Origin of the sequence: Pseudomonas sp. ArH3a (assembly GCF_022648765.1) — a bacterium.
Taxonomy (GTDB): Bacteria; Pseudomonadota; Gammaproteobacteria; order Pseudomonadales; family Pseudomonadaceae; genus Aquipseudomonas.
In genome coordinates, this window is sequence record NZ_CP080330.1 from 1,580,206 (window position 1) to 1,592,884 (window position 12,679).

Here is a 12,679-nt window from a genome sequence, read left to right on the forward strand (position 1 = left end):
CTGCTTTCATGTTGAATACGTCGAAAGTTAAAAATACGCTGCGCCCAAGCTTGTTTGGCGGGTTGATATCACTGGCGGGAACGGCATTGGGTGCCGGGGATATCGAGTTTAATACCGACGTTCTTGATCTGAGTGATCGCTCCAATATTGACTTGTCCCAGTTCGCGCGCAGTGGTTTTATTCTGCCGGGTACTTACTCGATGGTGGTGCAGATTAATTCACAGGCGCTCTCTGAGCAGTCGGTGGCGTTCTACCCTCCCGATAATGATCCCAAAGGCAGTCAGGCCTGTATATCGCCCGCGCTCGTGCAGCAGTTGGGGCTTAAAGAGTCCGACGCAGACAAACTGACGTGGTGGAAAGGCGGGGAGTGCCTGGACACAGAAGGCTTGCCGGGCATGGAGGTCAGTGGCGACCTGGCCACCTCCACACTGAGCATCAGCCTGCCCCAAGCCTACCTTGAATACAGCGACATTAATTGGGACCCGCCCTCGCGTTGGGATGAAGGCGTGCCGGGGCTGTTGGTTGACTACAACCTGACGGCGCTGACCAGCTACCGCAGGGACAACGGCAACCGTAATAATCTCTCAGGTAACGGCACAATTGGCGCCAATGCCGGGGCTTGGCGCCTGCGTGCCGATTGGCAGGGGCGTGTCGAAAAAACACGCGATGGCGGGTCTAGGCCGCAACGGCTGGAGTGGAGTCGCTACTACGCTTATCGCGCCATTCCAGCGCTCAAAGCGCGCTTGGTGGTGGGCGAGGATTACCTGTATTCGGACCTGTTCGACAGCTTCCGCTTTACCGGTGCCGCGCTCAATTCGGATGAAAGCCAGCTGCCACCTAACCTGCGCGGCTACGCCCCGGAAGTGGTCGGCGTGGCCAAGACCAATGCCAAGGTCGTTATCAGCCAACAGGGACGTGTGTTGTATGAAACCCTGGTGGCAGCAGGCCCTTTTCGCATTCAAGACCTCAATGACGCCGTCAGCGGCAGGCTGGATGTGCGGGTGGAAGAGCAGGATGGTTCGGTGCACACCTCTCAGGTCGATACGGCCGGTGTTCCCTACCTGACACGCCCGGGTCGCGTTCGCTACAAACTGGCGACGGGGCGGCCGTCCAATCTCCAGTACGGCGCCGAGGGCGACTTTTTCGGCACGGGTGAATTCTCCTGGGGCGTGAGTAATGGCTGGTCGCTGTTTGGCGGGGGCATCACCGATAACAACTATCGAGCGCTTTCCGTTGGGGTGGGTCGAGACTTGTTGGCGTTCGGGGCCATTTCGTTGGATGCCACACAGTCCCGCGCCGAGGTGTGGAACCAGACGCTGTCGGGTAAATCCTACCGCCTTCAATACTCCAAGAACTTTGAAGAGTACGACAGCCAAGTGACCTTCGCCGGTTACCGGTTCTCCGAAAAAAACTACTTGAGTATGAGTGAGTACCTGGACGCCCGGCATTACGGGATGAACGGTGAACGCCGTGGGGAGGGCGTGTACGACCAGTACGGTAACTACATCGAGAACTGGAGGCCGATTGGCGGCAGCAAGGCGCAGTATACGGTGACGGTCAACAAGCAGTTTCGTGACCTGGGCGCCACCGTCTACGCCAGTTACAACAAGCAGACGTATTGGGATCGGCCGGACACTCATCGCTGGAACCTGTCGGTGTCGCGCTACTTCAATCTGGGCACGGTCAAAAACATGAGCCTGTCCCTGAACACGTACCGCACCCGGGATTACAACTACAAGGACAACGGCGTGTCGCTGACGGTCAGCCTGCCGTTGGGGCCTACCGGCACACTGTCGCTGGATGCCAACCGAGGCGCAGGCACTAACCGTTTTTCAACGCGCTACAGCGATCGAATCGATGAGCGCAACAGCTACCAACTCACAGCCGCCAACAACTCCGCCAGTGGTTATCTGAGCCATGTTGGCGAACAGGCCGACGTCAATCTCAGCGTCAGCCAGCAAGAAGGCAATTACAGCAGCCTGAGTATGTCGGCTCGCGGCGGCGGCACGCTCACGGCTGACGGGGGCGCGTTGCATCGTTCCACCAGTACCGGCGGCACCCGCCTGATGGTCGATACCGCAGGTGTGGCCGATGTGCCGGTGCGCGGTTACGGCACACCGACCCGCAGTAACGCCTTCGGCAAGGCCGTCATTGCCGATGTCAGCAGCTATCAACGCACGGCGGCCAGTGTTGATTTGGCGAGCCTGCCGAGCAACGTCGAAGCCACGCAATCCGTCACTCAACTGACCCTCACTGAAGGGGCTATTGGTTACCGCTCGCTGGAGGTGATTTCCGGTGCGAAGGCCATGGCGGTTCTGCGCCTGAGCGATGGCAGTTCACCACCCTTCGGCGCCACGGTGAAAAACCTGAAGCAGCAGGACACCGGGATTGTGAATGACGGCGGCAACGTCTACCTCAGCGGCATTCAGGCCGGCGATCAGATGGTTGTCAGTTGGGGCGGTGCCGAGCAATGCAGGCTCACGCTTCCGGTCATTTTGCCCGCTGATGGCTTGACCGACGCCTTGCAACTGCACTGCCAAAGAGTCGTTGCTGAGCCGTCCTTGCCCGAACCCACCTTGCCCCAACCAGCCGCGCTGACTGGCAACTCTATCGACACGGAGAACACATCCTCATGATGCTCAACACACGCCTTACCGCACAGGCTTTTGCGCTGCTGGTTCTAGGCTTGAGCCAGGGCGCTTACGCCGCCGTTGGCCTGGACCGCACCCGGGTGATTTTTGACGGCGGCAAAGACGCCACCAGCGTGAACATCACCAACAACAACACCCAGTTGCCGTATCTGGCTCAGGGCTGGATTGAGGATGAAGCGGGTAAAAAAATTACCTCACCCTTGATCGTGCTGCCACCGGTGCAACGCTTGGAGCCGGGCAAACAAAGCCAGGTGAAAGTGCAGGCGCTGCCGGCCGCCAAATCGCTACCGCAGGACCGAGAGACGGTCTTCTACTTCAACCTGAGGGAAATTCCGCCACGCAGCGATAAGGCCAATACCCTGCAGATTGCGCTGCAAACCCGCATCAAGTTGTTCTACCGCCCGCAAGCTATTACGCCCAGCCAGCAAGACTTGTCCAACCCGTGGCAAGAAAAGCTGACCCTCACCCTGCAAGGCGAGCGTTATCAGGTGAACAACCCGACGCCTTACTACGTGACCCTGGTGGATGCGCGCAGCACCAAGGACGGCAAGACCGTGGCCGGCTTTGAGCCGCTGATGATCCCGCCCAAAGGCTCGCTGCCCATGGGCCCAACGGCCAAGGCTCTCGGCGCCAAACCTTATCTGGCCTACGTGAATGACTACGGCGGACGCCCGTTGATGGCCTTCACCTGCACCGACAGTACGTGCACGGTGAACACGCAAGTATCCGCGCCTAATGAGTAGCGCCTGCTGCCGGAGAAAATCATGAAGTCGCATAACGTGAAGCTCTTGGGCGGTGTGTTACTGGCCTTGGCAGGGCGCGCCTACGCCGAGGATGTCGAAGGCATGAATGGAATGCTCAACGTGAGCGGGTCCATGCACGAAATGCTGTGCAGCCTGGAGATGACCTCGCAGCATCAAACGATTGACCTGGGCGCTCTATCAACCAGCCGCCTGCAGCGGCCCGGTGATCAGGCCGCAACGGTGGTCTTTCAACTACGGTTTGCCGATTGCCAACGCAGCGCGGGCGGCATCCGTAATGAACGCACGGGGAACCTGACGTGGAGTGCCCATCAACCCGTGGTGTCGGTGATGTTTTTTGCGCCCGCCGATGCCGATGACCCACGGCTGGTCAAAGTGCAAGGCATCACCGGGATGGGCCTGCGCTTGACCGATTCCCTAGGCCGGGATGTACAGCTGGGCTCAAGGGGCCAACCGCTGTTTTTGCCCTTGGGCGGCAGCACCCAGACCTGGAATGTCCAACCCACGCGCACCTCCGCGCCGTTGACCAGCGGGGCATTTCGGGCCGTGGTGGATTTCAGGCTCAATTATGAGTGAGGGCAGAACAATGGCTAAGTCAACCGGCTCGTGGGCCATTCTTGTCGCGGGCGGCCTGCTGTGGGCGGCCAGCCAAGGTGTGCAGGCCGACACCAACCTGACCATCCGCGCGGTCATCATCGCGCCTCCGCCGTGTGTCATTAACAGCGGCGGTACGCTGGATGTGCCGTTTGGCAATGACCTGCTGACGTCACGGATTGACGGGGTCAATTACCGTCGAGCGGTGCCTTACACCGTCGTCTGTGATTCGCCCTTCAACAACGCGATGACCCTGGAACTCAAGGGCACAGCGGCTTCGTTTGACCGCAACGTGCTGTTGACGCGCAAGCCGGACCTTGGGGTGAAGCTGTTCGTGAACGGTGCCGATTGGCCGCTGAACACAGCGGTGAATTTTACTCACCCAAACTTCCCAACCGTGCAGGCGGTGCCCGTCAAGCGGGCTGGCAGCACGCTGACGGGCGGGGCTTTTGATGCCGCCGCCACCCTTGTGGTCGATTACCAATGAAGTCGATTACCCATGAAGAGAAATGACCCATGACCTGTTGGCAGCAGCGAGCGTTGCTCGCCTTGTGTTCCATCGGCCTTTGCAGCGGTGCGTCGGCCAACCTGACGTTCAGCGGTACGTTGAACGAGCCCCCGCCGTGCACGATTGATGCGGGCAACACGATTGAAGTGGATTTTGGCGATGTGGGGGTCAAGCGTGTCGACGGTGAGCGATACCGCAGGGCGGTTGCCTACACCATCAGCTGTAGCGCCGCCACGCTGCCGTGGGAACTGAAGTTGAGTGTCAACGGTACCGCCACGACGTTTGACGGCGCAGCGGTGCAGAGCAGCGTGCCTGCGCTGGGCATTCGGCTGTTTCAGAACAACGTGCCGTTTTTACTCAATACGCCACTGGACATCACCGTGTCGTCACCGCCGGTATTGGAAGCCGTCCCCGTCAAACAGCCCGGTGCAAACCTGACCCCCGCAAGGTTTACAGCGGTGGCCACGCTGCTGGCGGAATACGAGTAGGAGTCACATCTATGCGATATCAAAGGGTTCATAAGGGGTGGCCACGCGCCGGGCTGGCCGTACTGCTCAGCGTTGGCCTGATCGCCCAGGGGCAAGCAGCGGACAATCTGAGTTTCAAGGGCAACCTGGTGGAAGAGGCCTGCACTATCCGGCCGGGCGACGAAGCCATCACGCTGGAACTGTGGGACGTGACCAGCAAGCACCTCTACATCAACACGCGCACGCAAGGTAAGGGTTTCAAGCTGCACCTGGAGGACTGCGACACCACCATCGGCAAGACGGTCACCATCCTCTTTGGCGGCACGGAAAACACCGCGCTGCCCGGCTTGTTCGCGCTCGATGGTGGCAGTGGCGCCTCAGGCATTGGCGTGGGCCTGGAGACCGTCGCCAACAAGCCGTTGCCCTTGAATGCCGTCAGTGACGAACAGGTATTGATTGACGGCAACAATGTGATCGACCTCAAGGCTTATGTGCAGGGTGAGCCGCAGGCCATCCGGGATGAAACCATCGGGCATGGGACGTTCACGGTGACTTCTACTTTTACGCTGGACTATCCCTAAACCTCAACTCTCTTCTGGGCAGCCTCAAGGCACGAACCGAATGTTCGTGGGGCGGTGTCTGGGTGGGTGAGCAACGAGAGATCAAAATGAAACGACTCTATGGAGCCACTGTGCTTCTGGTTCTATCAGGCGCGGCGACGACCGCACAGGCGGTTGATTGTCGAGTTAATGGCGGCCCCTGGGAGACGGGCAATCCCAACCAGCGGGTGCCTGTCACGGTTACCCTGACCGCAGATCGCACTCGGATCATGCTGGAAGGGGCAAGGCTGGAATGTCGATACAGCCTTAACCAGGGCCCCGTTGGGGGCCAGGACTATTGGGCGACGGGGAGTCGCGCAGGCGCCCCTTGGACGGCCGGGCCAAAATTTGGCAGCGAAAGGACCGGTTTGCGAATCAATGGTGCTTTCCTCAACACCCCGGTTCAGACGGGTATACGGGTGGTCACGATTCCCAACAATGGGGCCGCTTACCCGATCAATATCACGCCCTATATTCTGATGCGTAACAATCCGTCCACTCCGATCGATGTTCGAATCGGCGACACCCTCGGGCTGTTGCGCCTCACCGCCACCAACAACTACAACGGAGCCTCGGCGGATCTTACGGTGACGTACACCGCCGCCAACAACTTCACCGTCTCGCCATCAACCTGCACGATCAATAACAACAACCCCATCGAGATCAACTTCGGTGACGTACACCAGCGGGCCATCGGCAGCGATCCGCTGACAACCTCCATCCGAAGCGACCGCAGGCTTACCTATGCCTGCCCGGACGGCGGGATTACTACGCCGATCACTATCACTTACAAAGGCACCTCATCGTCGTTCGACAACCGCCTGCTGCGGATGACCAATGCTGACGTGGGCACAGCCATGGTCCGTGGGGGCAGTGCCGTTCAAGTCGGCGGCTCGTTCCTGACGCGCATCACCAACAGCGTGGGTGGGGACGATGTGACGTTTTCTCTGGTTCGGCGAGCGGGGTCCTTGCCGACGCCTGGCGCCATCAGTGGCAGCGGTGTACTGGTGATGGGCGTGCCATGAACTAGATTCATTATTCAGGTTTAAAGCAGGTATAACGTTGTGCCCTGTTAACGGTGGGTAGTTATTGTTTTAGAGCGGGTTGTGCGCTTATTCTTGCAGTGACATCCCGCAGTAAAATATTCTCGTTTGCCTGCATGTAGTCTGCTTCTTACAGTTGCTTTTAAAGTTTGGTCAAAATGCCATCTTTTTCGTAAGTTAATAGTGATCAAAAGCCACGCGCGATAAGGACGTGGCTTGCATGTTTACCTTTTTAATTAGGCGATGATCGCCCTGCGCTGCAAGTTTTCCTGGGTGTCAACTTGCAGCCTCTCAACGCATCGCTAATAAAGGGTAATGACCATGTTCAAGACGTTCGCTCTCTCTCTTCCTCTGGCTGTTGCGGTATTGGGGTCTACAGCTGTTATGGCCGCCAACGACGCCAGTACGCTCATCAACATCCGAGCCGATATTCCGACTCAGCAGTTCCATGCCCAGCCCCTGGACCCTAACTTTGGTCGCGACGAGGTCATGACCTTCAACACCGTGACCAGCGAACTGAGCCCGCTGTCGACGGTGTACGCGCTGAAAAACACGGGGGGCTCGATTGACGCTTACCTGCAGGACGGCCCTGCGTCACTGACCAACGGTACCCAAGCTATCCCACTGACCATCTCCATGGGCACCGTGGCGCTGGATGGCACACCTAAGGAAGTGGCCGCAGACGAGGAGTCCAACCCAGGGCTGCAGAGAACCATGACGATCAGGGCCGACAAGCCAACCGCTGCGCAGACCGGCCGGTTTACCGCGGTGGCTACCGTGATCTTCGATAACAACCCACGCACGGTCACGCCTTGATCACCGGCTTTAAATAAGCCCACACCTTATTGAAGTTGCCGGCCGCTGCGCGGTCGGTATTCAACCTGTCTGTCGTTCGCAAACAGAGTATCGAGTTCATGTTCCCTTTGAGACCCCTCGTGGCAGCCATAGCGCTGGCCACCTGTTCGGTCGTTATGGCCGCGCCTGATAACAATCACACCCTTCGCAGTTTGCTGGCTCAGGCCAAAGGGTTGCCGAGCGATTTCGAAGCGCATTTTTTTGATGTGCCTCTGGCGGTTCGGGTTGAACGGGATCAACAGTTCGTGGGCGAAGCGATGGTTGTGCTGACCCGTGATGACCGGCTCACCCTGCTGGAGTTTACCGACCATAGTGACAGCCCGATCAGCGGCACCGAGCGCGATACCTGGGAGGACTACCTCAAGCCGAGTATTCCCTTGGGGCCATGCACGCAGAGCTGCCCCGGGCAACTGCTGGCGGTGCATTACAACCTGGAAAACTCCCTAGTCTCCATTCTCACCGAAAATGCCGAGCGCGATGCTGCTCCACAGCAGTATTACACCCAGCCCGACGGCGGCAGCACCGGGCTCATCATCAATAACCAACTGAACCTCAATGGCGGGCAGAACCAGGACCTGGGTGGGCGTTTTGGCGTTGAAGCCAGCAGCAGCCTGGGCAGTTGGAGCCAAACCCTGAACGTTCAATTGGCACGTCTGGGCGGGCCGGACACCCAGCTTTACCACGCACTTTATTCGGCCTACGCCCAGCGCGAGTTCGAGGGCCAATTTTTGCGCCTGGGTTATTTCACCCCCAACTCCGAGGGCCTGAACCGCCAACCCCGTGCGTTCGGCGCGGCGCCGGACGTGGCGGTTGGGGTCATGGTTGGCAGCTCCGACAGCCTGGCGATGAACAACCCCAAGCCCAGCGTCTACCCGATCTACGTCACCGCCAACCGCCAGGGCTCGGTGGAGATCTTCCGTAACGGCTTGCTGATCAACACTCAACGTGTGCCGGCCGGATTACAGACCCTCGATACCCGGCCCTTGCCTGGCGGCATCTATGAAGTGGAAGTGCGCTTGGTCGAAGACGGCCAAGTCACCTCCACCAGCCAGGAGCTGGTGTACAAGCCCAACAACTGGCGTAACCATGACGAGCGTTGGCGCTACAACCTGTTTGCCGGGCGCGAAAGCACCTTGCTCAACAACTGGGAGCAGCGCGACAAAGGCGACATGACCGCCGGTGCCTCGGTCAACTACCTGCTGCACCCACGCGCGGTGCTCGGTGTGTCCGGCCGCCAAGTGCAGGACCGTTTGCAGCTGGGCACCTCCATCGACTGGAGCCTGGCCCAGGGCGCCAGCGTGTATGCCAATGTCTACCAGACTCGCGACTACGGCACCGGCCTGGATGTGCAAGGGCTCTACAGCTACGGCTTGGGCAGTGTGATTGTCAGCCACAACCGCAGCTGGCTCGACACCCGTAACACCTACGAGACCCTGCCCGACGGCACGCGTCTGCGCCAGCGCAACACGTTTGTCGGCCAAACCAGTACATCGTCGCTGTCGATCAACCACCGTTTGGGCAACCGAAATTCGGTGAATGCTCGCGTATCCCACAGCCAGGGCAATGTCGAAGGGGTGGGGTTGGACCTGGGTTGGACGCGTCACGACACCTTGTTCGGCAGTGATGCCAATTGGCGCCTGTCGGTGTTCGATCGACCCTCCAGCAGCAGTACTGGCGACAAGCGTAACCGTGGCGTCGACCTGACCCTCAACCTGGCCCTCGGTGGCCCGGGCGAAAGCTGGTCAGGCAGCATCGGTTCGCGCACCGCGCGCGAAGGCCAGCGCGACAACAATGCCTCGCTGACCTACCGCAAAGAGCTCAAAGATCACGCCCTGCAAAACGTCTCGGTCACGGCCCTGACCGATGTCTACGGCATGGGCCTGTCGAGCATGACCAGCTTCGCCACCGACACCCTGGCGGGTGATGCCTTTGCGCAGCGCTCGTCCTTTAACGGCAATTTGACCGGCGGCCTCAACCTCAACAACACACTCGCAGTGGGGGCGCAAAAGATGGTCCTGACCAGCCAGTACCACGGCAGCGGCTCGGGAATGATCATTGACGTGGAGACCGATGTGGAAGACATCGCCCTGCGCGCCGATGACATGACCGGCACCAGCGTGGCGCTGCGGCCCGGGCGTAACTTCGTGCCTATCACCGCTTACAAGAGCAGCTCGGTCGCCTTCGACTTCGAGGGCAATCACCCACCGGCCGCCACCATCCAGCCGGCGCGCACTGCTTACCACATGAACAAGGGTGGCGTCGGTTATCGCAAGATCAGCGTGATGAAAACCGTGACCGTGCTCGGTCGCCTGGTCGACCCGCAAGGCCGCCCGCTCAAGGGCCACCACATCATCAACCACGCCAGTCGGGGCGTCAGTGAGGTGGATGGGTTCTTCTCGATGGAAATGAACGCCGGTTCACCGACCCTGGAAGTCCGCCGTGGCACCGAGTTGCTGTGCCAGTTCCGTCTCGACCCGAGCAAGGCCCTCAGCGAGAACGATGTGCTGATGATCGGTGATCTGCGCTGTACCCCAGACACCTTGGCCGATGCCACCGCCACCACTGAAGCAGCAGGTTGATATCCTATGTTCTTGAAACAACGATCCAGAAATAGCCCTGTCGGGGGCCTGTTCAGTACCGCGCTACTCTGGTGTGTCGCGTTTTCAGTCAGCGCCGCAACACAAGAGCTGACGGCGGTGTTCTCTCCGGACCCGCAAAATCCGCAGAACAACAAGTTTATCAATACCACACCGCAAAGTGGGGTCTGCCCGGGGCACATACCTGCGCGATGCAAGCAGTTGGGGATTTTCAGTATCCGCACGTGGGACATCACTTTTCGCTCCAATGGTCCGATGCTGGTCGACCCCAGCGGCCCTGCGGATGCGCGTAAAGGAGTGATGTTCAAGATGCCCTCCGAATGGCGCAGCCTGGAGGTGGTGTCAGAGGGTGGGGCGAAGGAAACTGTCGAAGTGCGTATCGCGGGAATTGGTAACCGGTTTAACGTCGCCGGTCCTGCAACCATTAACTCGTGGGGCCCCAGAACCTGGCAGTACGCGCCAGCACCTTGTTTGAGCACCGGGTTTCTTACAGGCACTACCCAATATGCGCTGTGGTTCTGGCTGGTGCCTGAGGCCGTAGGCGCCTGCAACCTTGTTCACAGAGTGGATGTGCCGGGGTTGGACTATGTCAACTTCGAATACGCCTATGAACTGAGGACGCCCAATCCTTTGACCATGCCCACCGGGACTTACCGGGGAACCATCGCCTATTCGCTAGGCCCGAATCAGGATTTTGATTTCGGTGACATCATGATCCCCAACGACGACACCTTGGTTTTCAACTTTACCCTGAGCGTAGAGCATATCCTCAAAGTCGAAATCCCGCCGGGGGGCAATAACGTCGAGCTGGTGCCCCAGGGCGGCTGGCAATCCTGGGTTCAACAAGGCCGACGGCCAACGCGCTTGTTCCGTGACCAGACCTTCAATATCTGGTCCTCGGGGCGCTTCAAGATGGAACTGCAATGCCAGTTCCCCAGCGGCAACACCTGCGCAATCGAGTCCGAAGACGGCACCGGTGTACCGCTGAATATCAGCGTCAGCCTGCCCAATGGTATCGGTGATGTAAGCGGCCAGAGGGTCAGCCGATTGCCCTTGCTGCTCGACGGCAGCACCACCAGCCTGTTTGCCCCAACCCACTACGTTGATCGCCGGCCGGGCACCCTGCATTTCGAAGTGCCGGCTGACGCGATGCCGCAGATGTTCGTGCCTGGCGCGCCGAACAAGTACACCGGCAACGTCACGGTTATATGGGATTCAGAAGTCTAGGGCAGTCGTGCTGCCTGCCATTCACATGAGGTTTGATTGTCATGAAAAGTTTACTGTCATTGCTGGGGTTGTGTTTGTTTGCCCATGCTGCCCATGCCGGGCCGAGCATCAACGTGGGGGTGGTCTATGACTACCTCGACGGCGACAAAAGTACTTATCTCAAGCGCATTTTCAACGGCGGCACCAGCACCGCGTTTGTGAAGGTCGAGGTGCTGGAAATTCTCTACGACGAACAGGGCGTTGCCAAGGAAGTGCCGCTTCAAACCCAGCTCGACAGCAGCGCCCGTGACGGCCTGATGGCCAGCCCGGCCAGGCTGATCGTGCCGGCCAACGGCATGCAGGGCACACGCCTGGTGTTCTTGGGTGAGCGCAATAACGAGCGCTATTTTCGCGTGCGTTACATCCCCGTGGTGCCGGAGAAGGAGGACGCGTTTGCCGTCACCGAGGAGGAACGTGAGGCTTACCAAAGCACCTTGCAGGCCGGGGTTAGTGTATTGGCCGGTTATGGCACGGTATTTTTTGTGCGGCCCAAGGACACCCGCTACGACACCCGCATTGAAAACAGCGGTGCTCAATACGCTCTGCACAACAACGGCAACAGCGTGATCGAGGTGGATGAGTTCAAAAACTGCGTGGTCGGCAAGGCCGACGACTGTCACCCCACCACCAAAAACCATGTGTTGCCGGGTCGCACTTTTTCGTTCGACAAGGAAGCGGGCCGTGAATATCGCTTTAAACTCGTCGAGGGCCAGGCCAGCAAAGACCAAGTGGTGAAAGGGTGAGCCGGAGGGTGCCGCAGTGGCGATTGTCCGCGATAGTGCTGTTTTGTGTGTTGGCACTGCTCAGTTTTTCAGCCGTCGCTGTTCGAGAGGAAGCGGTGTTTCATGTCTCGGTTCAGGTGCCCACTAGCGCCTTTTACGTGCTGCCGGTCAACCCAGGCTTTCTCGAGCGCGAGCAGGTCATGAGCTACAACCTGGTGACCGGGCGCCTTAGCTCGTTGCGTGAACCTTTTGATGTGAAGAACGTGCTGGGCGGTATCAATGCGCGCCTGGGCTTTGCGCCGGTGCTGTCCAATGGCACTGACGTGATTACCCTGCAAGTGACCTTCAATGGCCATCGCCTGGATGTGGTCGACACCCTCGTGGTGCCGGAAGACGAGGCCAAGGTCGGCAAGCGCGTGCCGCTGGTGGTTGCCGCCGAGCAACCCGCTGACGGTTACCTGCCGGGCCAGTACTTCGGCAATGTGCAAATCATCTTTGATGCGTTGAGCCCTTGAGGTCCTCGATAGAGGCGAGTGGTTGCGAAGGCATAACCTGGGTTTTGTGTAGCGATAGGGTTATCCGTGCCGGCCGGTGTCAGTTGTGAGGGCACCCCACG

The 12,679-nt window shown here is 59.3% G+C and carries 12 protein-coding genes; all 12 read left to right on the forward strand.

Translation table 11 applies throughout. The features are described 5' to 3' along the window. The first annotated feature begins 8 nt into the window (after positions 1–8). The 12 genes from K0P33_RS07110 (at position 9) to K0P33_RS07165 (ending at position 12,578) form a co-directional block, all read left to right on the forward strand. Positions 9–2,636, forward strand: coding sequence for an outer membrane usher protein (locus K0P33_RS07110; protein ID WP_155295938.1), 2,628 nt, complete (start codon positions 9–11; stop codon positions 2,634–2,636). Further along, a complete protein-coding gene (locus K0P33_RS07115) occupies positions 2,633–3,394 on the forward strand; it encodes a fimbria/pilus periplasmic chaperone (RefSeq protein ID WP_094950941.1) in 762 nt (253 codons plus the stop codon). Before K0P33_RS07110 ends, K0P33_RS07115 begins: the two co-directional genes overlap by 4 nt. Before the next feature lie 21 nt (positions 3,395–3,415). After that, positions 3,416–3,988, forward strand: a complete 573-nt coding sequence (locus K0P33_RS07120; RefSeq protein ID WP_242154611.1) for a fimbrial protein — start codon at positions 3,416–3,418, stop codon at positions 3,986–3,988. Positions 3,989–3,998: 10 nt separating this feature from the next. After that, complete coding sequence (locus K0P33_RS07125; protein WP_242154613.1) at positions 3,999–4,493, forward strand: fimbrial protein; 495 nt, start codon at positions 3,999–4,001, stop codon at positions 4,491–4,493. A 29-nt stretch (positions 4,494–4,522) separates the two neighbouring features. Then, positions 4,523–5,002 (forward strand): fimbrial protein, encoded by a 480-nt coding sequence (locus K0P33_RS07130; protein ID WP_242154614.1) that lies wholly within the window; start codon positions 4,523–4,525, stop codon positions 5,000–5,002. Positions 5,003–5,013: 11 nt separating this feature from the next. Then, positions 5,014–5,562 carry a fimbrial protein gene (locus tag K0P33_RS07135; RefSeq protein ID WP_242154616.1) on the forward strand — a complete coding sequence of 183 codons (549 nt, stop codon included), beginning with the start codon at positions 5,014–5,016 and terminating at the stop codon, positions 5,560–5,562. An 86-nt stretch (positions 5,563–5,648) separates the two neighbouring features. Next, positions 5,649–6,605 (forward strand): fimbrial protein, encoded by a 957-nt coding sequence (locus K0P33_RS07140; RefSeq protein WP_242154618.1) that lies wholly within the window; start codon positions 5,649–5,651, stop codon positions 6,603–6,605. A gap of 339 nt (positions 6,606–6,944) precedes the next feature. Further along, complete coding sequence (locus tag K0P33_RS07145; RefSeq protein WP_242154620.1) at positions 6,945–7,439, forward strand: CS1 type fimbrial major subunit; 495 nt, start codon at positions 6,945–6,947, stop codon at positions 7,437–7,439. A 98-nt stretch (positions 7,440–7,537) separates the two neighbouring features. Beyond that, a complete protein-coding gene (locus K0P33_RS07150) occupies positions 7,538–10,057 on the forward strand; it encodes a CS1-pili formation C-terminal domain-containing protein (protein WP_242154622.1) in 2,520 nt (839 codons plus the stop codon). 219 nt (positions 10,058–10,276) lie between these two features. Continuing rightward, positions 10,277–11,302, forward strand: coding sequence for a hypothetical protein (locus K0P33_RS07155; protein WP_242154624.1), 1,026 nt, complete (start codon positions 10,277–10,279; stop codon positions 11,300–11,302). A 41-nt stretch (positions 11,303–11,343) separates the two neighbouring features. Then, entirely contained in the window at positions 11,344–12,084 is a 741-nt protein-coding gene (locus K0P33_RS07160; RefSeq protein WP_242154625.1) for a molecular chaperone, read from the forward strand. A 47-nt stretch (positions 12,085–12,131) separates the two neighbouring features. Further along, positions 12,132–12,578 carry a CS1 type fimbrial major subunit gene (locus tag K0P33_RS07165; protein WP_242154627.1) on the forward strand — a complete coding sequence of 149 codons (447 nt, stop codon included), beginning with the start codon at positions 12,132–12,134 and terminating at the stop codon, positions 12,576–12,578. The last annotated feature ends 101 nt before the right edge of the window (positions 12,579–12,679 follow it).